General features: G+C 67.9%; 23 protein-coding genes and 2 riboswitches. Of the genes, 11 read left to right on the forward strand and 12 right to left on the reverse strand.

Annotated features, from left to right (window positions below):
- The first annotated feature begins 58 nt into the window (after window positions 1–58).
- Together BKY59_RS10885 and BKY59_RS10890 are read left to right on the forward strand one after the other, a co-directional pair.
- Complete coding sequence (locus tag BKY59_RS10885; protein ID WP_076071416.1) at window positions 59–637, forward strand: nitroreductase family protein; 579 nt, start codon at window positions 59–61, stop codon at window positions 635–637.
- Window positions 638–667: 30 nt separating this feature from the next.
- Window positions 668–1,015 carry a GntR family transcriptional regulator gene (locus BKY59_RS10890; RefSeq protein WP_076071418.1) on the forward strand — a complete coding sequence of 116 codons (348 nt, stop codon included), beginning with the start codon at window positions 668–670 and terminating at the stop codon, window positions 1,013–1,015.
- Window positions 1,016–1,189: 174 nt separating this feature from the next.
- On the opposite strand, the gene BKY59_RS10895 is transcribed toward BKY59_RS10890, so the two are convergent.
- Window positions 1,190–2,908: an acyl-CoA dehydrogenase gene (locus BKY59_RS10895; protein ID WP_076071419.1), complete on the reverse strand. Its 1,719-nt coding sequence runs from the start codon at window positions 2,906–2,908 to the stop codon at window positions 1,190–1,192.
- A 52-nt stretch (window positions 2,909–2,960) separates the two neighbouring features.
- Between BKY59_RS10895 and BKY59_RS10900 the strand changes: the two genes are divergently transcribed.
- Window positions 2,961–3,920 carry an L-threonylcarbamoyladenylate synthase gene (locus BKY59_RS10900; RefSeq protein ID WP_083672064.1) on the forward strand — a complete coding sequence of 320 codons (960 nt, stop codon included), beginning with the start codon at window positions 2,961–2,963 and terminating at the stop codon, window positions 3,918–3,920.
- Between the two features lie 3 nt (window positions 3,921–3,923).
- On the opposite strand, the gene msrA is transcribed toward BKY59_RS10900, so the two are convergent.
- Window positions 3,924–4,475 (reverse strand): peptide-methionine (S)-S-oxide reductase MsrA, encoded by a 552-nt coding sequence (msrA, locus tag BKY59_RS10905; RefSeq protein WP_076071542.1) that lies wholly within the window; start codon window positions 4,473–4,475, stop codon window positions 3,924–3,926.
- 436 nt (window positions 4,476–4,911) lie between these two features.
- Here msrA and wecB point away from each other — a divergent pair, with 436 nt between their 5' ends.
- Window positions 4,912–6,045 (forward strand): non-hydrolyzing UDP-N-acetylglucosamine 2-epimerase, encoded by a 1,134-nt coding sequence (wecB, locus tag BKY59_RS10910; RefSeq protein ID WP_076071421.1) that lies wholly within the window; start codon window positions 4,912–4,914, stop codon window positions 6,043–6,045.
- Entirely contained in the window at window positions 6,035–7,321 is a 1,287-nt protein-coding gene (gene wecC, locus BKY59_RS10915; RefSeq protein WP_076071423.1) for a UDP-N-acetyl-D-mannosamine dehydrogenase, read from the forward strand. Before wecB ends, wecC begins: the two co-directional genes overlap by 11 nt.
- A gap of 168 nt (window positions 7,322–7,489) precedes the next feature.
- On the opposite strand, the gene alr is transcribed toward wecC, so the two are convergent.
- The 5 genes from alr to gcvT all read right to left on the reverse strand — a co-directional run bounded on the left by alr (window position 7,490) and on the right by gcvT (window position 13,151).
- The gene (alr, locus tag BKY59_RS10920; RefSeq protein ID WP_076071425.1) at window positions 7,490–8,524 is read right to left on the reverse strand and encodes an alanine racemase; all 1,035 of its coding nucleotides are present in this window, start codon (window positions 8,522–8,524) and stop codon (window positions 7,490–7,492) included.
- 48 nt (window positions 8,525–8,572) lie between these two features.
- Window positions 8,573–10,138 (reverse strand): aminomethyl-transferring glycine dehydrogenase subunit GcvPB, encoded by a 1,566-nt coding sequence (gene gcvPB / locus BKY59_RS10925; protein ID WP_076071426.1) that lies wholly within the window; start codon window positions 10,136–10,138, stop codon window positions 8,573–8,575.
- The gene (gene gcvPA, locus BKY59_RS10930; protein WP_076071428.1) at window positions 10,135–11,502 is read right to left on the reverse strand and encodes an aminomethyl-transferring glycine dehydrogenase subunit GcvPA; all 1,368 of its coding nucleotides are present in this window, start codon (window positions 11,500–11,502) and stop codon (window positions 10,135–10,137) included. The genes gcvPB and gcvPA overlap by 4 nt, the downstream gene beginning before the upstream one ends.
- Before the next feature lie 127 nt (window positions 11,503–11,629).
- Window positions 11,630–12,010, reverse strand: coding sequence for a glycine cleavage system protein GcvH (gcvH, locus tag BKY59_RS10935; protein WP_076071430.1), 381 nt, complete (start codon window positions 12,008–12,010; stop codon window positions 11,630–11,632).
- Window positions 12,011–12,014: 4 nt separating this feature from the next.
- A complete protein-coding gene (gene gcvT / locus BKY59_RS10940) occupies window positions 12,015–13,151 on the reverse strand; it encodes a glycine cleavage system aminomethyltransferase GcvT (RefSeq protein WP_076071431.1) in 1,137 nt (378 codons plus the stop codon).
- Between the two features lie 53 nt (window positions 13,152–13,204).
- A riboswitch (glycine riboswitch) is annotated at window positions 13,205–13,312 on the reverse strand.
- Between the two features lies 1 nt (window position 13,313).
- A riboswitch (glycine riboswitch) is annotated at window positions 13,314–13,410 on the reverse strand.
- 127 nt (window positions 13,411–13,537) lie between these two features.
- Here gcvT and BKY59_RS10945 point away from each other — a divergent pair.
- Complete coding sequence (locus BKY59_RS10945; RefSeq protein ID WP_076071433.1) at window positions 13,538–15,019, forward strand: helicase HerA domain-containing protein; 1,482 nt, start codon at window positions 13,538–13,540, stop codon at window positions 15,017–15,019.
- A gap of 222 nt (window positions 15,020–15,241) precedes the next feature.
- Window positions 15,242–16,213, forward strand: a complete 972-nt coding sequence (locus BKY59_RS10950; RefSeq protein ID WP_076071435.1) for an NAD(P)H-dependent flavin oxidoreductase — start codon at window positions 15,242–15,244, stop codon at window positions 16,211–16,213.
- A gap of 27 nt (window positions 16,214–16,240) precedes the next feature.
- Here BKY59_RS10950 and BKY59_RS10955 read toward each other — a convergent pair whose 3' ends face one another.
- Both BKY59_RS10955 and BKY59_RS10960 read right to left on the reverse strand, forming a co-directional pair.
- On the reverse strand, window positions 16,241–16,690 hold the full coding sequence (locus BKY59_RS10955) for a DUF1465 family protein (protein ID WP_076071437.1): 450 nt from the start codon (window positions 16,688–16,690) through the stop codon (window positions 16,241–16,243).
- A 119-nt stretch (window positions 16,691–16,809) separates the two neighbouring features.
- Window positions 16,810–17,001, reverse strand: a complete 192-nt coding sequence (locus BKY59_RS10960) for a YdcH family protein (RefSeq protein ID WP_076071439.1) — start codon at window positions 16,999–17,001, stop codon at window positions 16,810–16,812.
- A 200-nt stretch (window positions 17,002–17,201) separates the two neighbouring features.
- On the opposite strand from BKY59_RS10960, the gene BKY59_RS10965 reads away from it, so the two are divergent.
- A complete protein-coding gene (locus BKY59_RS10965; RefSeq protein WP_076071441.1) occupies window positions 17,202–17,357 on the forward strand; it encodes a YdcH family protein in 156 nt (51 codons plus the stop codon).
- A 70-nt stretch (window positions 17,358–17,427) separates the two neighbouring features.
- On the opposite strand, the gene BKY59_RS10970 is transcribed toward BKY59_RS10965, so the two are convergent.
- Together BKY59_RS10970 and dksA are read right to left on the reverse strand one after the other, a co-directional pair.
- A complete protein-coding gene (locus BKY59_RS10970) occupies window positions 17,428–17,826 on the reverse strand; it encodes a PilZ domain-containing protein (protein ID WP_076071443.1) in 399 nt (132 codons plus the stop codon).
- A gap of 86 nt (window positions 17,827–17,912) precedes the next feature.
- A complete protein-coding gene (gene dksA, locus BKY59_RS10975) occupies window positions 17,913–18,371 on the reverse strand; it encodes an RNA polymerase-binding protein DksA (protein ID WP_076071544.1) in 459 nt (152 codons plus the stop codon).
- Window positions 18,372–18,807: 436 nt separating this feature from the next.
- On the opposite strand from dksA, the gene BKY59_RS17735 reads away from it, so the two are divergent.
- Window positions 18,808–19,713 carry a hypothetical protein gene (locus tag BKY59_RS17735; protein ID WP_076071444.1) on the forward strand — a complete coding sequence of 302 codons (906 nt, stop codon included), beginning with the start codon at window positions 18,808–18,810 and terminating at the stop codon, window positions 19,711–19,713.
- A 350-nt stretch (window positions 19,714–20,063) separates the two neighbouring features.
- Here BKY59_RS17735 and BKY59_RS10985 read toward each other — a convergent pair whose 3' ends face one another.
- The gene (locus BKY59_RS10985; protein WP_076071446.1) at window positions 20,064–20,648 is read right to left on the reverse strand and encodes a hypothetical protein; all 585 of its coding nucleotides are present in this window, start codon (window positions 20,646–20,648) and stop codon (window positions 20,064–20,066) included.
- A gap of 172 nt (window positions 20,649–20,820) precedes the next feature.
- On the opposite strand from BKY59_RS10985, the gene serS reads away from it, so the two are divergent.
- Together serS and surE are read left to right on the forward strand one after the other, a co-directional pair.
- Window positions 20,821–22,095 carry a serine--tRNA ligase gene (serS, locus tag BKY59_RS10990; RefSeq protein WP_076071448.1) on the forward strand — a complete coding sequence of 425 codons (1,275 nt, stop codon included), beginning with the start codon at window positions 20,821–20,823 and terminating at the stop codon, window positions 22,093–22,095.
- Complete coding sequence (surE, locus tag BKY59_RS10995) at window positions 22,095–22,856, forward strand: 5'/3'-nucleotidase SurE (protein ID WP_076071450.1); 762 nt, start codon at window positions 22,095–22,097, stop codon at window positions 22,854–22,856. Before serS ends, surE begins: the two co-directional genes overlap by 1 nt.
- Window positions 22,857–22,943: the final 87 nt, after the last annotated feature.

The following is a 22,943-nucleotide window of genomic DNA, read 5'->3' on the forward strand; positions in this document are numbered from 1 at the left end:
GAAATTGCGTCTGGGAAGAAGATTGTTGCGCCGCCGTGACACTGGTAATGCGGCCCCCATGTTCAACGACACGTCCGGCGCCGCCGCGCTCCTCGCCACCCGCCGGTCGGGCAAGCCGCGCGACATGGTCGCGCCCGGCCCGGACGTCGGGCAACTCCACGCGATCCTGTCCACCGCCATCCGCACCCCCGACCATGGGAAGCTCGCGCCCTGGCGGATCGTGGTAATCGATGCCGGCCGCCGCGCCGCGCTCGCCGCCCTGCTGCGCGCCGCCTGGCTTGCGGAGAAGCCTGCCGCCCGCTCCGCGGAACTCGACGCGCTCGACCAGTTCGCACATCAGGCGCCGACGCTCCTCGTCATCCTGTCCGCGCCGGTCCGCAGCAGCCCCATCCCGATCTGGGAACAGGAACTTTCGGTCGGCGCACTCTGCATGAACCTGCTCGCCGCCACGCATGCCGCCGGTTTCGTCGGCGGCTGGCTGACGACCTGGGCGGCCCGTTCGGATGCGGTGCGCGACGCGTTCGGCGGCCCGGAGGACCGGATCGCGGGCTTCATCTTTATCGGCACGCCCGCCCGCCCGCTGGACGAACGGCCGCGCCCCGCCTTCGACGCAGTCGTCAGCCACTGGGCCGGTTGACCGCCCTGCCGTATTAGTACAGTGGAGCGCATGGCCGACCAGGATCGCCCCGTCTATCTGCGGCTGCGGGACCGCATCTCCGACTCCATCCTCGACGGCCGCTACCGCGACGGCGATCCGCTGCCGTCGGTCCGCGCCTTCGCCGCCGAACAGGGCGCCAACCCACTGACCGTTGCCAAGGCGTATCAGAGCTTCCAGGAAGACGGCCTCGTCACCGTCCGCCGCGGCGTCGGCATGTTCGTCGCCGACGGCGCCACCGAACGCCTGCGCCGCACCGAACGCCAGATGTTCATCGACCAGGAATGGCCCCGCATCGCCGCCCGCATCCGCCGGCTGAGGCTGGACGCGAACGACTTGCTGACGAAGGTCGAGGCGTAATCACAACATAATTCCCCTCCCCTGAAGGAGAGGGGCTAAGAAGAAAGCCAGCAAAGCCCCCTCCCTTTCAAGGGAGGGGGTTGGGGGTGGGTGCAACAGCTCTCCAAATCCAACCCTGGAATAAAAGAACAGGTACCACCCACCCCCAGCCCTTCCTTCAAGGAAGGGCAGAAATCACGCCACCAGCTCCTCGACCCCCAACGCATACAGCCCCGCCGCCCCGGCCAGCGCTCCCGCGGCCAGCCCGGCCGCCTCCGGCACCAGTCGATCCAGATAGAAGCGTACCGCCCCCCGCTTCATCCGCGCAAAGGCATCGTCCCCCACCGCGGCCCGCCCCTGCCGCGCCATCAGCCAGCCCGCCGTCGCGACCGACAGCATCGTCAGGAACGGATAACTTCCCGCCAGCCGGTCGTCGCCATCGCCCTCGCGCAACGCAATGGCCACCCGCTCCACCGAATCGACCAGCGCCATCAGCCCCGGCTCGTCGCTCGTCTCGCCGCGGATCTCCGCCAGCAGCGCGGCCAGCCCCGCGCCGCCATCGCCGGTCAGCTTGCGCCCGACCAGGTCCGCTGCCTGTATGCCGTTGGTCCCTTCGTAGATCGGCGCGATCCGCGCATCGCGGTAATGCTGCGCCGCGCCCGTCTCCTCGACATACCCCATCCCGCCATGCACCTGGATGCCCATCCCCGACACCTCCACGCCCACGTCGGTGCCGTATGCCTTCACCAGCGGCGTCATCAGGTCGACGCGCACCCGCGCTGCCGCATCGCCCTGATGCGCGCGGTCCACCTGCCCCGCCGCATGGTAGCATAGCGCCCGCGCACCCTGCGTCAGCGCCTTCATCCGCAACAGCATCCGCCGCACGTCGGGATGCTCCACGATCGCCACCGATTCGCGCGATGCTGCCCCGGCGCGGGCCGACTGCACCCGACCGGTGGCGTAGTCGACCGCCGCCTGCGTCGCGCGTTCGGCGATCTCGACGCCCTGCAGCCCGACATTCAGCCGCGCATTGTTCATCATCGTGAACATCGCGCGCATGCCGCCATTTTCGGGGCCGACGATTTCGCCGACGCAGTCGTCGCGGTCGCCGAACGACATCACGCAGGTCGGCGACGCATGCAGGCCCATCTTGTGTTCGATCGACACGCACCGCACGTCGTTCGCCGCCCCGATCGTGCCGTCCGCCTCCACCCGGAACCGCGGGACCACGAACAGCGAAATGCCGCGCGTCCCCGCCGGCGCACCCGGCGTCCGCGCAAGGACGAGGTGAACGATATTCTCCGCCAGATCATGCTCGCCGTAGCTGATGTAGATCTTGGTCCCCTTGATCCGGTACGTCCCGTCCGGCTGCGGCGTCGCGGTGGTGCGGAGCGCGCCCACGTCCGATCCGGCCTGCGGTTCGGTCAGGTTCATCGTGCCGGTCCACGCGCCGGTCACCAGCTTGGGAAGGTACATCGCCTGCTGGCCCGCGCTGCCATGCGCCGATATCGCCTCGATCGCGCCCACCGTCAGCGTCGGGCACAGCGCGAAGGACAGGTTGGCGGTGCCCAGACTCTCCAGCACCGCGGTCGCCAGCGCGAACGGCAGTCCCTGTCCACCCGCCGCGACGTCCGCATCGATCGTGCCCCAGCCGCCTTCCACATAGTCGCGATACGCGTCGACATAGCCCGGCGGCATCGTCACGCCGGCCTCTGTCCGCCGCGCGCCCACGGTGTCGCCGATCCGATTGAGCGGCGCGAACCGCCCCTCGGCAAAGTCCGCCGCTCCTTCCAGCACCGCATCCACCATGTCCGGCGTCGCGTCGGCAAAGGCGGGCATCGCCGCCAGCGCTTCAATCCCGGCGACATGGGTCAGCAGGAAACGCTGTTCGGCTACGGGCACTGCAAACGGCATGTCATCTCCTATGGGCTTTCACAGCCTTTGCCGGTCGTTATAGCGTCGATGGGTGACCGCTCCAAACCCGCCAAAACGCCCCATCGTCCGCCCTTACGGCACCGCCGCGATCGATGCGGCCGCCGCCCACATCCGTGCGGGCGATCCGGTCGCGATCCCGACCGAGACGGTCTACGGGCTGGCCGCCGACGCTACCCGCGGCGAATCGGTCGCTGCGATCTATGCCGCCAAGGGGCGTCCCGCGTTCAATCCGCTGATCGTCCATGTCCTCGATCTGGCCACCGCCGAACGGATCGCTGTGTTCGATCCCGTCGCCCGCCTGCTCGCGACCACCTTCTGGCCGGGACCGCTGACGCTCGTCCTGCCAACCCGTGGGGATGGCGGCATCGCCGCACTCGTCACCGCCGGCCTGCCGACGATCGCGCTGCGCGTCCCCGCGCATCGCGCGATGCGCGCACTGCTCGCCGCGACCGGCCTGCCGCTCGCCGCCCCCAGCGCGAACGCCAGCGGCGGGATCAGCCCGACCCGCGCCGCCCATGTCGCCCGGAGCCTGGGCGGCCGCATCCCGTTCGTGGTCGATGACGGCCCCACCGCGCTGGGCCTGGAATCCACCATCGTCGCGTTCGGTAACGGCGTGCTGCGCCTGCTCCGCCCCGGCCCGATCACCGCAGCGATGCTTCGGGACGCGACCGGACTTGCCGTGACCGACACCGCGACCGGAACGATCGAAGCGCCCGGCCAGCTCGCCAGCCACTACGCCCCACGCCTGCCGATCCGCCTGAATGCGACGACGGCCGGCCCGGACGAATGGCACATCGGCTTCGGCGTGGTGGCCGGCGACCGGTCGCTGTCGCTGCGTGGCGACCCCATCGAAGCCGCCGCCGCCCTGTTCGACGCGCTGCACGTCGCCGATGCGTCGGGTCGGACCGCGATCGCCGTCGCACCAATTCCGGCCGACGGTCTGGGCGCCGCGATCAACGACCGGCTCGCCCGCGCCGCGGCCCCCCGCTAGCGATCAGGCTCCGGCGGTCACCCCGTCCTTCAAACGCTCGGCATAGGCCTTGCGGAACTTGCGCAGCTTGGGCGCGACGATCGCCATGCAATATCCGTTGCTGCTGCCTTCGCGGTCGAAATATTCCTGATGATAGTCCTCGGCGGGATACCAGGTCGCCAGCGGTTCGATCGTCGTCACGATCGGCTTGTCCACATCCGCCTGCGCCCGCTCGATCGCCGCGCGCGCTTCGGCCTGCTGCCCGGCGTCGTGCGGGAAGATGGCCGAACGATATTGCGTCCCGATGTCGTTGCCCTGCCGGTTCAGCTGGGTCGCGTCATGGACATGGAAGAAGATATCCAGCACGTCCGCAAACGTGATCTGCGCAGTATCGAACACGATCCGGATCGCCTCGGCATGGCCGGTATCGCCGTCGCACACCTGACGATAGGTCGGATTCGCGACATGCCCGCCGATATACCCGCTTTCGACCGACTCGACGCCGGCCAGGTCGTCGAACACGGCTTCCACGCACCAGAAGCATCCGGCGGCGATCGTTGCGGTTTCCTGGGTCATCTCTGCCTCGTTCATCATGCGTCGCCCGTAAAATGGGATGCCGCCCGGCGGATGCAATCGGCGCGGCCCGGGCGGACAGCTTCGCGACAATCTCCGAACGAAGATTTCATGGCCTGCCCTGCCGCGAAGACGTTACCACGCCCCGCGTCTGCCCGTCCGCTGGGCACCACGCCACCTGGACGGGAAGCACCACCCCCTCCCCCGTCATCCTGACGAAAGTCAGGATCCATGATTATTTCGCCAGAAGCCAGCCCCCGCCATAGTGATACCGGATCCCAGCAACCGCTGGGACAACAGATCGGCAAGCAGCGAAGCCATATCCTTACGCCTGCGACGCCAGCCCGGCCATCACCGCGACCGCGACGGAGGCATCACAGCAACCCGATTTACGCCGACGTTAGGAGAAACCTTACCCGTTCCCCGCTACACCGCCGGTATGACCACCCCCCGCCCCGCCCGAATTTTGCTCGTGTTCGGCACCCGGCCGGAAGCGATCAAGATGTTCCCCATCGTCCACGCGCTGAAAGCCAACCCACGCCTCGAAACGCTCGTCTGCGTCACGGCGCAGCATCGCGGCCTGCTCGATCAGGTCCTGTCGATCGGCAATGTCGTGCCCGATATCGACCTCGACATCATGGCGCCGAACCAGAGCCTCGACCAGCTCACCGCCCGCCTCCTGACCGAACTTGGCCGCGTTTATGACGAGATCCGCCCCGACCGCGTCGTGGTGCAAGGCGACACCGCCACCGCGATGGTCGGCGCACTCGCCGCCTACTACCGCAAGATTCCCGTCGGCCATGTCGAGGCGGGGCTCCGCTCCGGCGACATTTACCACCCCTGGCCGGAGGAGGTGAACCGCCGCATCGTCGCCACCATCGCCGACCTCCACTTCGCCCCGACCGACACCGCCGCCGCCGCGCTGATCGCCGAGCGGATCGACCCGAAGACCGTCCACATGACCGGAAATTCGGTTATCGACGCGCTCCACGCCACCCGCGCCCGCATCGCCGCCGAACCCGCGCTCGCCGCCGGCCTTGATGCACTGGCCGATCGGTTCTCGGGCAAGCGCATCATCGCCGTTACCACCCACCGCCGCGAAAATTTCGGCGGCGGCATGGACGCGATCGCCCGCGCGGTCGCGCGCATCGCGGATCGCCCCGACGTCGCGATCATCTTCCCCGTTCACCCGAACCCCGCCGTCCGCCGCGCGATGGATCCGATCCTGGGCGCGCGCGACAATGTCGCGATGATCGACCCGCTCGATTATCCCCACTTCGTCCGGCTGCTCGGGATCGCCGATCTGGTCCTGACCGACAGCGGTGGCGTGCAGGAGGAAGCGCCCGCGCTCGGCAAGCCCGTCCTCGTCATGCGCGAAACCACCGAGCGTCCCGAAGGGATCATCGCCGGCACCGCCCGGCTCGTCGGCACCGACGAGGACCGCATCGTCGCCGAAACGCTCCGCCTGCTGGACGACCCCTCCGCCCACGCCGCCATGGCACAGGCCCACAACCCGTTCGGGGATGGCCAAACCGCCCCCCGGATCGCAAGGATCATCGCCGATGCCGTCTGATACGCCGCCCACCGTCTCCGTCATCGGCCTCGGCTATATCGGACTGCCCACCGCTGCGGTCGTCGCGCGCTCGGGCTGCCAGGTGCTCGGCATCGACGTCACGCCGCACGTCGTCGACACCGTCAATTCCGGCCACGTCCATATCGAGGAACTCGATCTCGACGCGCTGGTCCAGGCCGTCGTCGCGCGTGGCACGCTGCGCGCCTCGCTCACGGTCGAGCCCGCCGACGTCTTCGTCATCGCCGTGCCTACGCCGTTCAAGGACGATCACGCCCCCGACACCCGCTTCGTACTCGATGCGGCTCGCACCATCGCGCCGGTGTTGAAGGTCGGCGACACGGTCATCCTCGAATCGACCTCCCCCGTCGGCACGACCGAGCAGTTGCGCGACCTGATCGCCGAACTGCGTCCCGACCTGCGCGTCCCCGGCCGCGGCGGCGACGGCGTGGACCTGTCGATCGCATATTGCCCGGAACGCGTCCTGCCCGGCCGCATCCTGCACGAACTGGTCGTCAACGATCGCTGCATCGGCGGCATCACGCCGCGGTGCGCGCGCAAGGCGATGTCCTTCTACCGCCGCTTCGTCCGCGGCCAGTGCATCACCACCAGCGCCCGCGTCGCCGAAATGGTGAAGCTCACCGAAAACGCGTTCCGCGACGTAAACATCGCCTTCGCCAACGAACTGTCGATCGTGGCCGACACGATGCAACTCGACGTGTGGGAGGTCATCCGCCTCGCCAACCTCCACCCGCGCGTCAACATCCTGTCGCCCGGCCCCGGCGTCGGCGGCCACTGCATCGCGGTCGACCCCTGGTTCATCGTCCATAGCGACCCGCAGAACACGCCGCTCATTCGTACCGCACGCGAGGTGAACGACCGCAAGTCCGATCACGTCGTCGAACGCGCCTCGGCCCTGCTCGCCGCGATGCCCGACGTGCCGGTCGCCTGCCTCGGCCTCGCGTTCAAGGCGAACATCGACGACTTCCGCGAAAGCCCCGCGGTCAAGGTCGCCGCCGCCCTCGCGCAACAGCACGGCGACCGCATCCGCGTCGTCGAACCGTATGCCAGCGCGCTCCCCGCCGTCTTCGACGGCACCGGCGCCGAATTGACCGACATCGACACCGCGATCGAAACCTGCCCGATCTTCATCGTCCTCGTCGACCACGACATCTTCCGCTCCGTCCCCTTGAGCGAACGCGCCACCAAACTCGTCTACGACACCCGCGGCATCTGGCCCGACCAGCCGGTGACGATCGACGGCGGGGCGAGAGTGTAAGGTGCAACCGCCGCTCAGTACCCCGGCGGAGGCCGGGGCCCGGACACAACCCCTCCCCACCGTCATCCCGGACTTGATCCGGGATCCCGCTTCTATTCGAAACGTGCAGAAAAAACGCGACCCCGGATTAAGTCCAGAGAGACGAGCAAGACAGTCAACAAACCAAACTCAAACCCAGTCCCGCGCATATCGCCGCCCAAGCCCGGTCAACAACTCATACTGCGAAACCCCGGTCAGCGCAGACGCCGTCGGCAGGCGATATTCCAGACCGAGCCAATCCCCCTCGACCACGTCGCATCCGGTCACATCCACTGCGACCAGATCCATCGAGATCCGCCCGATCAACGGCCGAACCTCACCCTCGACGACGGCGGTCCCGACCCCGGCAAACGCCCGCCGATACCCATCCGCATAACCGATGTTCAGCGTCGCCACCCGCATCGGCCCCGAGGCGATGAAGTCCGCTGCATAGCCCACAGCATCACCGGCCCCGACCGCACGAACCTGCAAGACCTCCGCCGACAACCCGACGACCGGCACCGGCTCGGCCCCCGGCCCCGGCTCTCCGCCGTAGAGCCCGATGCCCGGCCGCGTCAGATCGAACCGATATGCGGTCCCGAGACAGATCCCGGCCGAATTGGACAGGCTGTACCGCTTCGCCGCAACGACGCCGCGCAACGCCGCGAACCGCTCCGCCTGCAGCGCGTTCAGTGGATGCTCCGGCGTATCGGCACAGGCCAGATGGCTCATCAGCGTCGCGATCCGCAATCCGTCGACGATTTCCGACCCGGCCTCCGCTGGCGAAAGCCCCAGCCGGTTCATCCCCGTATCGACCATCAAATCGCACGGCCGCCCGTCCGCCGCCGCCTTCCACTGCGCCACCATTCCGGGCGTGTTCAACACCGGCCGCACCCGTCCCGCCAGCGCGCGCGGCAGATCCGCTTCCCGCAATCCATGCAGCACCGACAGCGACAGCCCGTCGTCCAGCGGACCCAGCGCCTCCGCCTCGTCCCAACTCGACACGAAAAAATCGCGACACCCCGCCGTCGCCAGCCGCGCGACCACCTCACGCGCGCCCAGCCCGTAACCGTTCGCCTTCACCGCCGCCCCGCATGCGGCCGTCTCCGACCGCGCGGCGTACCACCGCCAGTTCGCGACCAGCGCGGCACCGTCGATCGTCAGGCGAAGGGGGGAGTCACTCATAAGGCCACGCTGTCTTCAAATCAGGACCGGGAACTCGTCCTCAACCCCCTACTCGGCCGCTTCCGCCACCACCTCAGGTTCCCGCCACACCAGCACCGGCTTCCGCGCAGCACCGGTCTCGTCCAGCCGTCGCCGCGGTGCGAACACCGGCGCCGCCTTCAGCACCGGATCGCCCGCCCGCGCGCGTTCCGCCACGGACCGCAGCGCGCCGACGAACTGGTCGATCGCCCGCCGGCTCTCGGTCTCGGTCGGCTCGACCAGCATCGCGCCGTGTACCACCAGCGGGAAGTACATCGTCATCGGGTGGAACCCTTCGTCGATCAGCCCCTTGGCGACGTCCAACGTCGTGAACCCCTCGGCAAACCCGTCGTCGGAGAACAGCGCCTCGTGCATGCACGGCCCCGTCCCCGCGAACGGCGCGTCGAGCACGTCCTCCAGCGACCGCAGGATATAGTTCGCGTTCAGCACCGCATCCTCGGACACCTGACGCAACCCGTCCGCCCCGTGGCTCAGGATGTACGCCAGCGCGCGGCTGAACATCCCCATCTGGCCGTGGAACGCCACCATCCGGCCGAACGTGCCGGCATGATGCTCGCCCGCCGTCTCTTCCTCGACGAGGTGATAGTTCGCCCCGTCCTTCTCGACGAACGGCAGCGGCGCGAACGGCGCGAGTGCGGCGGAAAACACCACCGGCCCCGACCCCGGACCACCGCCGCCATGCGGCGTGGAAAAGGTCTTGTGCAGGTTGATGTGCATCGCGTCGATGCCGAGGTCGCCCGGCCGCACGCGCCCGACGATGGCGTTGAAATTCGCCCCGTCGCAATATACCAGCCCGCCCGCGTCATGCACCGCGTCGGAAATCGCCGCCATGTCGCGCTCGAACAGTCCGCAGGTGTTGGGATTGGTGATCATCACCGCCGCCACGTCCGGCCCCAGCCGCGCCTTCAGCGCTTCCAGGTCGACGCGCCCTTCGGCATCGGCCGGAATATTCTCGACCGCATAGCCGCAGAACGCCGCCGTGGCCGGGTTCGTCCCGTGCGCGCTCTCGGGCACCAGCACCACCTGCCGCGCATCGCCGCGCGCCTCCAGCGCGGACCGGATCGCCAGCAGCCCGCACAGCTCGCCATGCGCGCCGGCCTTCGGGCTCATGGCCACCGCCGGCATGCCGGTCAGCGTCTTCAGCCACTCGCCCAGTTCGTAGATCAGCGCGAACGCACCCTGGACGGTCTCGACCGGCTGCAACGGGTGAATGTCGGCAAAGCCCGGCAGCCGCGCCATCTTCTCGTTCAGCCGCGGGTTGTGCTTCATCGTGCACGATCCGAGCGGGAAGAACCCCAGGTCGATCCCGTAATTCTGCCGGCTCAGCCGCGTATAATGCCGTACCGCCTCCGGCTCCGACAGGCCGTACAGCCCGATCGGTGCCGCCCGCTCCAGCCCGCCCAGCCGCGACGCGACCTTCGGTGCCGGCGCGATATCGACGCCGGTCCGGTCGGTCCCACCGACCTCGAACAGCAACGCTTCTTCCAGCATCAGCGCCCGGTTGCCCGTGAACGTCTTGAATTCACCCTCGGTCCCACCGGTCTCCGGCCGGGTCACACGTCCTTCGCGGTTCATCGCAGGGCCTCCTCAAGCGCATCGGCAAGTTCGGTCACGTCGTCCTCGTCCACCGTCTCGGTCACCGCCACGACCAGCCCGTTGGCCAGTGCATCGACGCCCGGATACAGCCGCCCGAGCGACACGCCGCCCAGGATCCCGTCATCGGCCAGCGCCCGGATCACCGGCCGCGCTTCCTTGGACAGCTTCAGCGTGAATTCGTTGAAGAACGGCCCGCTGATCAGCTCCACGCCCGGCACCTTCGCCAGCCGATCCGCCGCCTGCACCGCATTGGCGTGGTTCAGCGCCGCCAGATCGCGCAGGCCCCGCTCGCCGAGCAGGCTCATGTGGATCGTGAACGCCAGCGCGCAAAGCCCCGAGTTCGTGCAGATGTTCGAGGTCGCCTTCTCGCGGCGGATATGCTGCTCGCGCGTCGACAGCGTCAGCACGAACCCGCGCTTGCCGTCCGCATCGACCGTCTCGCCGGCCAACCGCCCCGGCATCTGCCGCACATATTTGTCGCGCGTCGCGAACAGCCCGACATAAGGCCCGCCGAAGTTCAGCCCGACGCCGATCGACTGGCCCTCGCCCACCACGATGTCCGCACCCATCTCGCCCGGCGACCGGATCGCGCCCAGCGCCACCGGCTCGGTGACCACCGCGATCAGCAGCGCACCCTTCGCATGGCACCGCGCCGCGAGTTCGGACAGGTCGGCGACATGACCCAGGATGTTCGGGTTCTGCACGACGACGCAGCTGACATCGCCGTCCACCGCCGCGAGCAACCGCGCCATGTCGTCGCCCGGCGCACCGTCGGTCAGTTCCGGCACGGCGGTATCGAGCACATCGCCCGTGAACCGCGCCATCGTGGTGCACACCGACACATAATGCGGGTGCAGCCCGGCGGACAGCACCGCGCGCCCACGCCGCGTGATCCGCCGCGCCATGACGATCGCTTCCCAGCACGCGGTCGACCCGTCATACATCGACGCGTTGGCGACGTCGCAGCCATAGAGCCGCGCGACCTGCGTCTGGAATTCGAATAGCGCCTGCACGGTTCCTTGCGCGATTTCAGGCTGATACGGCGTATAGCTGGTCAGGAACTCACCACGCTGAATCAGGTGATCGACGCTTGCCGGCACATGATGGCGATACGCGCCGCACCCCAGGAAGAACGGCGCATCGCCCGCCGCCAGGTTCCGCCCCGCCATCCGCGACAGCTTGCGTTCGACCGCCAGCTCCGACGCATGCATCGGCAACCCTTCGATCGGCCCATCGAGCCGCGCATGTTCGGGCACGTCGACGAACAGGTCGTCGATCGTCTGCGCCCCCACGACGGCAAGCATGTCCGCCCGGTCGGCATCGGTCAGCGGTAGGTAACGCATGAGGTCAGTTTCCCATGTTGGGGAGGGTCACACCCCACCCCGTTCGGTTCGAGCCTGTCGAGAACTCAGCGCAGGGTTCTCGACAGGCTCGAACCGAACGATGCTGGGCAACAAAGCCCGGGCGAAATCAAAGCCCTTCGCAATAAACCTTATACGAGTCGGCATCCATCAGGCCATCCAGTTGGCCGGCATCGGACAATTTGACCTTGAAGAACCAGCCGTCCGTTTCCGGCGCGGTGTTGACCAGCGACGGGTCCGCTTCCAGCGCGGCATTGGCTTCGACGACCTCGCCCGAAACCGGAGCATAGACGTCTGATGCCGCCTTCACGGACTCTACGACCGCCGCCTCTTTGCCCTTGTCGACCGTCGTGCCGGCCGGCGGCACTTCGACGAACACGACGTCGCCAAGCTGCGCCTGCGCATAGTCGGTGATCCCGACCGTCGCGGTGGAGTCCTCCGCGCCGTCGATGCTGATCCATTCATGGTCACGGGTGAAATAGAATGCCATCGGTTCAGGCTCCCTTGCGGACATATTGATGGGGTACGAACGGCATCGCCGTCACTTCCGCGGCAAAACGCTTGCCGCGCTGTTCGATGTCGATCTTCGATCCCGGATTGGCCAGCACCGCGGGTACATAGGCCATCGCTATCGAACGCTGCAGCGAAGGCGAGAAGCCGCCGCTCGTCACGCGCCCTTCGACGCCGTCGATCGCTTCCAGCACGCGCGCGCCTTCGCGCACCGGCTGCCGCCCCTCGACGAACAGCCCGACGCGCTTGAATACCGGCCCCGCCGCACGCTCCGCCAGGATCGGCTCGGCCCCCAGGAACCCGCCCTCCTCGCGCCGCCGCTTGGACAGCGCGAAGCCCAGGTCGGCGGTCACCGGCGACGTCTCGGGATCGAGGTCATGCCCGTACAGCGGCAATCCGGCCTCCAGACGCAGCGAGTCGCGCGCGCCCAGCCCGATCGGCTTCACCTCCGGCTCCGCACACAGCCGCTCGGCAAACGCCTCGGCCGCCTCGGCGGGCAGCGAGATTTCGCACCCGTCCTCACCCGTATACCCCGACCGGCTGATCCACAGCGGCACGCCGTCCCAGTCGAACGCCCCCGCCGTCATGAACACGAGGCGCTCGACCCCCGGCACGATCCGCGCCAGCGCCTCGACCGCCTTCGGTCCCTGCACCGCGAGCAGCGCCTGCTCGTCCATATGGTTCAGCGTGATCTCGTCCTCGAGATTGTCGAGGATATGCGCGATGTCGTCATACTTCGTGGCGCCGTTCACGACCATATAATAGCCGTCCGCGCGCCGCGTCAGCATCAGATCGTCCAGAATGCCGCCCGTCTCGTTCAGCAGCAGCGAATAGCGCATCCGCCCCTCGCCCAGCGACGCGACATCGGCCGGCAGCATCTTCTCCAGCGCCTCGACCACGCCGTCGCCGGACAGCAGCAGCTGCCCCATATGACTGACGTCGAACAGCCCGGCCGACGTCCGTGTCCACAGATGCTCAGCCATGATGCCGTCGTACTGGATCGGCATGTGATAGCCCGCAAACGCCACCATCCGCGCGCCACGCGCCCGATGCCAGGCGTCGAGCGGCAGCGTGCCGGTTTCGATATCGTCCATTTCAGGATCGGTTACGGGGTCGCTCATACAAAGGCTCCTGGCAGGACGACGACGCGCGGCGGGCATCGCTGCCCACACCCGTCGCCCCCTCTGTCACGGAACCTGAGAGCTTTCGTCACGACCGCCAGGCGGCCAGGACTTACCCCTTCGGCGGCCCCCGTCAGGGGACTCTTTCCAGAGTGCTGAAGATGTGTCCGCGCGGTCCCGTATGCCTGAGAGATTCCGGGGCGGTTGCTCCTTCGGCGGCGGCCCGGTTTCCCGACCCGCACTCTCCCGCGCGGCCACCCGGAGTCGCCCCCGGCCAGCCCCGTCGGATTGGCCCGGCTTAGGGGTCGCTGTCAACGATCATGAAGCGGCTCCGACGATCATCAAGCGGCTTGCCGACTCACCGCCCGCGCCGCAAAGACACCCGGATGACCGTTACCATCGACATGGGCACCGGTGCCGGCGGCGCCCCGGCGCTGATGGAGCTGGAGGAACTGCTCGCCACCCGCCTGCTGGTGCAGGGGAACAGCGGCTCGGGCAAATCGCACCTCCTCCGCCGCCTGCTCGAAGGCGCCGCCCCCTGGGTCCAGCAGATCGTCGTCGATCCGGAGAGCGATTTCGTCACGCTGTCCGACCGCTACGGCCATTCGGTGGTCGAGGGTGCGGACTATAGCGAGGCCGAAATCCGCCGCATCGCCGCGCGCATCCGCGAACACCGCGTCTCCGCCGTCTTGAGCCTCGAAGGGCTCGATGCCGAGGCCCAGATGCGCTGCGCCGCCGCGTTCCTGATGGCGCTGTTCGATGCGCCGCGCGAGCATTGGTACCCCGCGCTGGTGGTGGTCGACGAGGCGCAGCTCTTCGCCCCCGCGGTCGCCGGCGAGGTCGCCGACGACGCCCGCCGCGCCTCGCTCGGTGCGATGACCAACCTGATGTGCCGCGGCCGTAAGCGTGGCCTGGCCGGCGTCATCGCGACGCAGCGCCTGGCGAAGCTTGCCAAGAACGTCGCGGCCGAGGCGTCGAATTTCCTCATGGGCCGCACCTTCCTCGACATCGACATGGCGCGCGCCGCCGATCTGCTCGGCATGGAACGCCGCCAGGCCGAACAGATCCGCGACCTCGAACGCGGGCAGTTCCTGGCGCTTGGCCCCGCGCTCTGCCGCCGCCCGCTGTCGATCCGCATCGGGCCGGTCGAAACCTCCGCCCGCACCTCCAGCCCCAAGCTGCTCGACATGCCAGCCGCCCCCACCGGCGAAGATGCGCAGATGCTGCTGTTCGCCGCCGCCCCGGTCGAACCGCGTGCCGCCCCGCCGATACCGCCGTCGCCGCCGCCGGCCTCTGCGGACGACCTGATCCGCGAGATCGCCCGCCCGCTGCCAATGTCCTCGCTGCTGGACAAACCCCAAGTCAGCGCCACCGAGCGCGAACGGATCATCGCTACCGTGCTGGGCGAGATCGTCGCCGAACCGGACAGCGCCTACCGCTCGCCGGCCGTGCTGTTCCAGGATTTCGGCGTCCGCTGCCGGATGCACGGCCTCGCCGACACCGGGCACGACCTCGCCCGCTTCCGCAGCCGCCTGTCGATGGCGCGCGCCGGCCTGACCGGCGGCCTCGCCGACGATGCGCGCTTCGCCCCCGCCGCCGAAATCGCCCGCGGGTTGGAAGAAGGGATGCAGGGCATCTACCTGCTCCTCGCCCGCGCTGCGCTCGACGGCGCGCCCTGCCCCGACGATGCGGAAATCGCCGCGGTCTACGGCACCCACTCGCTCGGCCGCGTCCGTCGCCTGCTCGCCTATCTCCAGACACAGGGGCTGCTTGCGATCCATACCGACATGCGCGGCGACCGCCGCATCGGCCTCCCCGCGCTCGGCTGGATCACCGCCGCCGCCGCACCCACCGCAACACCGGAGTAGTGGGCCGAGCCATACCCCGGCGCAGGCTGGAGCCCAGGTGAAACACCGCCGCAAACCTGCAGTGGAAAAGTAGAAAACCCAGCCCCTCCAACGTCATCTCAGCGGACGCTGGAATGACGACCGAGGTAACCACTCCGTTCAAACCGTCCAGCGCGCCGACCCCTTTACGCAAACGTAAAGCATCGCTTGCCTCCCGCGCGCGTTCCGATATCGTCCGTCTCCATGAGCCTCCCTCCTCTCTTCGATCGGCTGCGACTGCCCGTCATCGCATCGCCGCTGTTCATCATCTCGACGCCCGATCTGGTGATCGCGCAGTGCAAGGCCGGCATCGTCGGTGCCTTCCCGGCGCTGAACGCCCGGCCCGCCGGCGTCCTCGACGAATGGCTCGCCCGCATCACCGCGGAACTGGCGCAGCACGACCGCGACCATCCCGACAGCCCCGCCGCGCCGTTCGCGGTCAACCAGATCGTCCATCGCTCCAACGACCGGCTGGAAACGGACCTCACGGTCTGTGCGAAGTGGAAGGTGCCGATCGTCATCACCTCGCTCGGCGCGCGGGCGGACCTGAACGATGCGGTCCATAGCTGGGGCGGCATCACGCTGCACGACGTCATCGACGACCGCTTCGCGCGCAAGGCGGTGGAAAAGGGCGCAGACGGCCTGATCGCGGTCGCGGCCGGTGCAGGCGGCCATGCCGGCACGCTGTCGCCCTTCGCGCTGGTGCGCGAGATTCGCGACTGGTTCGACGGCCCGCTGATCCTGTCGGGCGCGATCGCCAACGGCGCGTCGGTGCTGGCCGCGCAGGCGATGGGCGCGGACCTCGCCTATATCGGATCATTGTTCATCGCCGCGACGGAGGCCAATGCCGACGCGGCGTACAAGCAGGGCATCGTCGACGGTCGCGCGGCCGACATCGTCTATTCCAACCTGTTCACCGGGGTGCACGGCAATTATCTGCGCGCCTCGATCGTGGCGGCCGGACTGGATCCCGACGCACTGCCCGAAGGCGACCTCAAGACGATGGATTTCGGCACCGGCGCCGGCAAGACCAAGGCCTGGCGCGACATCTGGGGGTCCGGCCAGGGCATCGGCGCTGTCCGCGCCGTTGAACCGACCAGCGCGATGGTGGCCCGCCTCACGAACGAATATGCGACCGCGATCGCCAATCTGCGGATCCGCGCGGGACTGAACTGACGCCGCGGTAGATCGCGCCCCGCACCGCTACCAGGCGCGCTCCAGCCGCCGGATCAGCGTCCGCGCCGGTCCGTCGGCGCCGGTCGTCCCCAGCGCCATGCCGGTTTCCAGGCGTCGCACCCGATCGTGCAGGTCGCGGCTGGCCACGATCAGCTGCTGCGCGACAACCGGCAGCGGCGCGATCGCACCGGCTTCGCTGATGACCGCATCGCCCAGCGGTCGCCGCGGCAGGCCCGACATGTCACGCACGCCCCCCGTACGCCGGGTCAACAGCCACGCCACGACATGCATCAGCCGCGTCGTGACCTTCAGCGATTCGCACGAGAACAGCACCCGGTCGCGCGGCGACAGCATGTCGCGCTCCGCCCGCCCCTGCGCGTCGAAATATCCACGCGCTTCATCCGCAAGGATCAGCGCCTCGGTATGCAGCGCATTGATCAGTCGCCCGGTCAGACCGTTTCGGTCGTCGTCCCCCACCGCCGTCTCTCCATCACGCGTTCCCTTGATCGATGGCACGTCCGCCGCGGCGCGGGAACCGGCTAAACATGCTTAACGCCGCCGCGTGCGACGAACCGCATGTCCGGCCACAGGGGTGGTCAGGCGATGATGTCTGGGACCAGCATGTCCTCTGCCTGCGCGATCTCGTCGCGCAGCCGCAGCTTGCGCCGCTTCAACCGGGCCAACTGCAACTCGTCCCGCACCGTCGCCGCGTTCAGCGCCGCGATCGCGTCGTCCAGGTCGCGATGCGCGATCCGCATCTGTTCGATCCGCCGCGTCAGCTCATCCATGCCAAATGTTCCCGACCCGCGCTGCCACGCTCCCGGAATAGGGACGAAACGAGCGCCGCTCAAGCTGTATGGAACGCCTGGCTCGACTGGTCGCGCTCTGGCCTGCGGCCCGTCTATAATCGTGCTTAACGGGCCTGACAGCGTGCCCGATCGATGATCTAATGCGTCGCTTCTGATGGCTTGAAAAGGAGACCCTCTCGATGGAGACCGGACATTCCTCGGCGTTGATCGCCAAGCATGCGGGGCTGGATGCGCGCATCCACGCGGAACGCACCCGGCCCGCGCCGGACGAAACGCTGCTCGCCCGCCTGAAGAAACAGAAATTGCGGATCAAGGAAGCCCTGTCGGACGACTGACCGCCGCCCCGGGTCGCCGGCCGGACAATCGTTTCCTGCGGCGGCCCGATCGTTCGCGTTCATACGTGAATCATGTTCCGGCTGTCGTCGGCGGATCGTTCTCGGCTGTCGACGCGTCCGCCGGTTCCGACGCGGTATCCATGCTGGTCGCATGTATCCTGCGGACGTGCCGTGGATCGACCGGCCGGTCGAACGCAATGCCGACCTGTCCCGGCCTGATCCATGCGACACGCGCATCGACGATGCCGATGCTGCGCAGTTCCATTGTCAAACGCTCGCCGACCGCGAACGACTGCCCGGTTTCGGCCATCATGCCCCCGGCGGACAGGTTTCGCACGCGAAGCATGGCCACTGGCTCGCCGAGCCGTACGGCCGTCGCCTCTAGGAACATGCCGTCCTTGGCGTGGATGCGTTCCTGCGCGCCTGCCACTTCGTCCTGATTCCGCGCGATAGCGAAACGATCGTCCACCTTGTCGCTCCTGCCCTGTCCCCGCCGCAGTGCCGGCTGGCTTGGAATAGAACGACAGGTTCGGCGAAAGCATTAATCGCGTTAAGTCATTCCTCCCGCGAAACCTTTTCGTTGCGTTCGTGGCGTTCCTGCGCCTCGACCGTCATCGTTGCGATCGGCCGCGCCTCCAGCCGGGCCAGCGAGATCGGTTCGCCCGTGACGTCGCAATAGCCATATTCTCCCGCATCGATCCGGCGCAGTGCCGCCTCGATCTTGGAAATCAGCTTGCGCTGGCGATCGCGGGTGCGCAGTTCGATCGACCAGTCGGTTTCGCTGGACGCACGATCGGTCGAATCCGCCTCGCGCAGCGTATCGGTCTGCAACTGGGCCAGCGTCCCCTGCGATTCCTTCAGGATCGCGTCCTTCCAGTCGAGCAGCTTGCGCCGGAAATAGCGTTGCTGCGCCGGGTTCATGAATTCTTCGTCGGACGACGGTCTGTAGTCGGGACGGGAAACGTCCTGCGCCAGATCGCCCGCGTCCGCAGCCTCCGTTGCCGCCGTCGCCATCATGGTTTCCGCTCTCCTCGCACCGCCACGATCCGATGATCGGCAGGGCATCCGGGGCGGGCCTATATCGCCCGCGGGTGGCAGGCACAAGCAGACCGAGCCATGAAGCAACATGCTGGGAAACCGCGGATTGTCATGCTTTCGCAGCATTTCCGGATCGGCCGCAAACCCGCATCGATTCGCGCGGACGATCCCGAATGGTCGCCCTCCGGTTGCAAAGATCTTTCGTCCCGCTGTGGGACGGTCGCCGTCCACGCCCAGCGCGCGACGTGAAATCCAGCTGTTCCGCCAATCAAAAGACGGTTAACAAGTTTGCGGTTAGGAAATTATTCTGCATTTCATCGTCTATCACCGGTGGGACGATCCCGGGTCATGGCGTGATCGCTAGGACTCCGGCGATGGAACAGAACGGAAAGACACAACGATGTCGGTAAAGATGGCTTTGGCGAAACTCTGCGCCTGCGCATGTGGGGGTGCCGTGATCGGCGGCGGCGCGGTGCATGTCGCTGAGCGCCCGGCCCGTGTCCATTACGCGAAGGGCAAGCAGGTCCAGCGCGTCGCGGCCCGCAAGGTCCATCGCCCGGTCCGCACTGCCAGCCGGGTTCGCCGCACCGTCACCACCACCACCTGCGTGCCGGGGACGACGACGGTCGTCGCGACGCCGGCCGCTGCACCCTATCTGCCCGCACCCGCCTTCGCCGAAGGCCCCGTGGTGGGTGCCGGCGGCGGGGCCTTCCCGGTCGTCCTCGGCGGATCGAGCGGCTTCGGCGGCGGCGGTTTCTTCGGTGGTTTCTTCGGCGGCGGATCGGGCGGGGGCAGCAGCAGCGGCGCATACTCCATTTCGTCCACCACCAGTTCGTCGAACGGCATCAGCTCGACCTCCGGCGGCGACATCAGCTCCACGTCCGGCGGCACGGTCAGTTCGACCACGTCGACCGGCGGCGCCGTGTCCTCCTCGACATCGACAGGTGGCCCGGTTGTGGTCGACGTCAACAACAGCAACACGAACACCAACAGCGCCAATAACGGCGGCAACGCGAACAACAACAATGTGACACAGAACAATAACAATAACCAGACGAACAACCAGAACCAGTCGCAAAACCAGAACCAGAACCAGAACCAGAACCAGAACCAGAACCAGAACCAGAACCAGTCGAGCACGTCCTCGACCTCCAGTTCGACGTCGTCTTCCACGTCCACGTCGTCGGGCGGTACGCCGCTCACCACGCCCGGCGATCCGACCCCGGTGCCGGCACCGCCGATGGTCCTGCTGTTCGGGGCCGCCGCCGCCGCGCTGGTCGCCCGCCGTCAGATCGGAAAGCGCAAGGCCGCTGCCTGACCCCAGGCCCGACAACCATCCGACAGAAGCGGGCGTAAGGGCTGGGTTAGCGGGATCGCTACCGTGTGTGACACTGGTCCCCCACGCCCACGCAGTCGGTATCTAAACCCCAGGTTGCTCACATAAAGTCGGACATCGCGACGACGTCAGCTTCACAAGCTGACCGCCGATCCTCGCCGACTACACCGCAAAAAACCCCCCGGATTGCTCCGAAGGGTTTGTCGGTGAACGCGACTACCGTGGACTTTGCCACATCCGGCTAAATAGCTCGAACATCTTCAAGCACTCGATCGGCCCGCAAACGTTCCGGCTCCGACCCCAGACAGGTCGAAGCCGCGCAGCCTAACCGATCAATTGCCCGATGGCTTGGCGTCCGCGGCGGGCGTTGCCGCCGGTGCGGCCTTAGCGGCCGCCGTGTCGAGTTCGGCGGCGGTCATGCCGATGACCGGGCCGCTGGCCCCGGCCGCGAACGAACTGATCGGCAACTTCACTTTGTTCTTGGTCGTCGCGACCGTCGCGAACTCGCCGTCCACGGACTCGATCTTTCCGACCGTCCCGCCGGATGTGTCCATCACGGTCGTCCCCGCCGTGATCTGCGCGGCCAGCTTGGCCTGTCGTTCCGCGGTCGCACCCGATGCTGCGGCCTCGACCTGCGCCTTGGTCAGCCCGATCACCGGGCCGTTCGCACCGGCGGCAAAGGACGACAATGGCAGTCGCACCTCGACCGTGCCGGTCGACAGCACCGCCAGATCGCCTTCGACCGACTTGATGGTGCCGACGGTGCCGCCGGCAACATCGGTCACGGTTGCGCCCGCCTTCACGGATGTCGCGGCCGATGGCGCGGCGGTGGCGGGTGCCGTCGTCTGTGCGGTCGTCTGCGCCTGGGCGCCGCCTGCCAGCGTTGCGAGACCCGCGAGAATGATGATGGACTTCATGATTTCGTTCTCCCTCGCCTTCCAAACTGGCGATCATGGTCCCCGTTCCAAGCAAAATCGTTACGGACTCGGACAAGACGCGCCGTACCGACGACGAGCCGTGCATTGGCGTTGCGACCGGACGGGATCGGACAGGCTTGCCGGCGGCCCGCCCCCCCGGCATAGGCGGGCAATGCATGACATTCGCCTGATCCGGGACGATCCCGCCGCCTTCGACGCCGGTCTTGCCCGCCGCGGCCTGGAACCGCAGGCCGCCGCCCTTGCCGCGCTCGATACCGACCGCCGCCAGCTGCAGACCGCGCTGCAGGGCGCGCAGACCCGCCGGAACGAGGCGTCGAAGGCGATCGGCGCCGCCAAGGCCCAGCGCGACGACGTTACTGCCGCCGCGCTGATGGAAGAGGTCGCCACGCTGAAACGGCGCATGCCGGAAATGGAGGCGGAGGCCGCGGCGATCGGCGCCGACCTCGAAACCCGGCTCGCGGCCATCCCCAACCTGCCCGCCACCGACGTGCCGGACGGCGCGGACGAGGACGACAATGTCGAGATCAAGCGCTGGGGCACCCCCCGCGCGATCGAGAACCCGCGCGAACATCCCGATTTCGCCCCTGCGCTCGGGCTGGATTTCGAGGCGGCCGCCGCCATGTCCGGTGCCCGGTTCGCCGTGCTGCGCGGGCAGATGGCCCGGCTCAACCGCGCGCTCGGCCAGTATATGCTCGATCGCCAGACCGAGGCGAACGGCTATACCGAGGTCGCGCCGCCGCTGCTCGTCCGGTCGGATGCGCTGTTCGGCACCGGCCAGCTGCCGAAATTCTCGGACGACCTGTTCCGCACCACGGACGACCGCTGGCTGATTCCCACCGCGGAGGTCAGCCTGACCAATCTGGTGCGCGACCACATCCTGGACGAGGCCGCGCTGCCGCTGCGCTTCACCGCGCTCACGCCCTGCTTCCGGTCGGAGGCGGGCGCCGCCGGTCGTGATACGCGCGGGCTGATCCGTCAGCACCAGTTCGAAAAGGTCGAAATGGTGTCGGTCGTCGCCGCCGAACATGGCCCGGCCGAACTGGAACGCATGACCGCGGCCGCGGAATCGATCCTGGAGGGCCTGGACCTGCCTTATCGCCGCATGCTGCTCTGCGCCGGCGACATGGGGTTCGCCGCCACCCGCACCTATGATCTGGAGGTCTGGCTGCCCGGCCAGGACCGCTATCGCGAAATCTCCAGCTGTTCCTGGTGCGGCGATTTCCAGGCGCGCCGCATGGCCGCGCGCTACCGGCCGACGGCCGATGCGAAGGGCACGCGCTTCGTCCACACCCTCAACGGTTCGGGCCTCGCGGTCGGGCGGACGCTCGTCGCGGTACTGGAAAACTACCAGCAGCCGGACGGCTCGGTGATCGTGCCGGACGTGCTGCGCCCCTATGCGAAGCTGGACCGACTGGACCCCGCCTGATGCGCATCCTGCTGACCAACGACGACGGCATTGATGCGCGCGGGTTGAAGGTCCTGGAAGGCATAGCGCGCAAATTCTCCGACGATATCTTCGTCGTCGCCCCGTCGGAAGAACAGTCGGGCGCCGGCCATTCGCTCACCCTCTCGCGCCCGGTCCGTATCCGCAAGCATGGCGACCGGCGCTGGTCGGTCACCGGCACGCCGACGGACAGCGTGATGGTGGCGCTGCTCGAACTGTCGCCGGACGGCAAGCCCGACCTCATCCTCTCCGGCGTCAACCGCGGCGCGAACCTGGGTGAGGACGTGACCTATTCCGGCACCGTGTCCGCCGCGATGGAGGGGGCGCTGGCCGGCGTCCGCTCGATCGCGCTGAGCCAGGTCTATGCGCGGGAGGCGAAGGGCGACGCCATCCCGTTCGAGGCCGCGATCGAATGGGGCGAACGCGTGCTGCGCCCGCTGATCGACCGGCCGTTCGTGCCGGGCACGCTCGTCAACGTGAACTTCCCTGCGCTCCCCGCCGCGGCAGTCAAGGGCGTCCGCGTCGTGTCGCAGGGGATACGCGACTATGGCCGCGGCACGCTCGTCCGCGGCACCGATCCGCGCGGCTTCCCCTATTACTGGTTCGGCCTCGGCCCCACAGTCCACACCCCCGCGCACGCCACCGATCTGGAGGCGATCGAGGACGGCTATGTCGCGGTCACCCCGCTCCACCTCGATCTGACCCATGGCCCCTCGCTCGATGCGCTAAGGGCGCTGTACTGACGCGTGTCGCGGCTTCGCGGAACCCCGCCCCCGTCATCCTGACCAAAGTCAGGATCCATTATCACTCCGCCGGCAGATTATACCCAA

It is taken from the genome of Sphingomonas montana (assembly GCF_001956315.1).
GTDB lineage: Bacteria > Pseudomonadota > Alphaproteobacteria > Sphingomonadales > Sphingomonadaceae > Sphingomonas_R > Sphingomonas_R montana.

What these genes read in the sequence shown, in the direction of transcription:
- wecC (WP_076071423.1), top strand. Translation starts at nt 6,035, where the DNA reads ATGCCGTCTGATACGCCGCCCACCGTCTCCGTCATCGGCCTCGGCTAT.
- msrA (WP_076071542.1), bottom strand. Translation starts at nt 4,475, where the DNA reads ATGACCCAGGAAACCGCAACGATCGCCGCCGGATGCTTCTGGTGCGTG.
- wecB (WP_076071421.1), top strand. Translation starts at nt 4,912, where the DNA reads ATGACCACCCCCCGCCCCGCCCGAATTTTGCTCGTGTTCGGCACCCGG.
- dksA (WP_076071544.1), bottom strand. Translation starts at nt 18,371, where the DNA reads ATGGCGACGGCGGCAACGGAGGCTGCGGACGCGGGCGATCTGGCGCAG.
- gcvPA (WP_076071428.1), bottom strand. Translation starts at nt 11,502, where the DNA reads ATGCGTTACCTACCGCTGACCGATGCCGACCGGGCGGACATGCTTGCC.
- gcvPB (WP_076071426.1), bottom strand. Translation starts at nt 10,138, where the DNA reads ATGAACCGCGAAGGACGTGTGACCCGGCCGGAGACCGGTGGGACCGAG.
- alr (WP_076071425.1), bottom strand. Translation starts at nt 8,524, where the DNA reads ATGAGTGACTCCCCCCTTCGCCTGACGATCGACGGTGCCGCGCTGGTC.
- gcvH (WP_076071430.1), bottom strand. Translation starts at nt 12,010, where the DNA reads ATGGCATTCTATTTCACCCGTGACCATGAATGGATCAGCATCGACGGC.
- BKY59_RS10960 (WP_076071439.1), bottom strand. Translation starts at nt 17,001, where the DNA reads ATGGATGAGCTGACGCGGCGGATCGAACAGATGCGGATCGCGCATCGC.
- gcvT (WP_076071431.1), bottom strand. Translation starts at nt 13,151, where the DNA reads ATGAGCGACCCCGTAACCGATCCTGAAATGGACGATATCGAAACCGGC.
- BKY59_RS10890 (WP_076071418.1), top strand. Translation starts at nt 668, where the DNA reads ATGGCCGACCAGGATCGCCCCGTCTATCTGCGGCTGCGGGACCGCATC.
- BKY59_RS10945 (WP_076071433.1), top strand. Translation starts at nt 13,538, where the DNA reads ATGACCGTTACCATCGACATGGGCACCGGTGCCGGCGGCGCCCCGGCG.
- BKY59_RS17735 (WP_076071444.1), top strand. Translation starts at nt 18,808, where the DNA reads ATGGCTTTGGCGAAACTCTGCGCCTGCGCATGTGGGGGTGCCGTGATC.
- BKY59_RS10950 (WP_076071435.1), top strand. Translation starts at nt 15,242, where the DNA reads ATGAGCCTCCCTCCTCTCTTCGATCGGCTGCGACTGCCCGTCATCGCA.
- BKY59_RS10965 (WP_076071441.1), top strand. Translation starts at nt 17,202, where the DNA reads ATGGAGACCGGACATTCCTCGGCGTTGATCGCCAAGCATGCGGGGCTG.
- BKY59_RS10885 (WP_076071416.1), top strand. Translation starts at nt 59, where the DNA reads ATGTTCAACGACACGTCCGGCGCCGCCGCGCTCCTCGCCACCCGCCGG.
- serS (WP_076071448.1), top strand. Translation starts at nt 20,821, where the DNA reads ATGCATGACATTCGCCTGATCCGGGACGATCCCGCCGCCTTCGACGCC.
- surE (WP_076071450.1), top strand. Translation starts at nt 22,095, where the DNA reads ATGCGCATCCTGCTGACCAACGACGACGGCATTGATGCGCGCGGGTTG.
- BKY59_RS10985 (WP_076071446.1), bottom strand. Translation starts at nt 20,648, where the DNA reads ATGAAGTCCATCATCATTCTCGCGGGTCTCGCAACGCTGGCAGGCGGC.
- BKY59_RS10895 (WP_076071419.1), bottom strand. Translation starts at nt 2,908, where the DNA reads ATGCCGTTTGCAGTGCCCGTAGCCGAACAGCGTTTCCTGCTGACCCAT.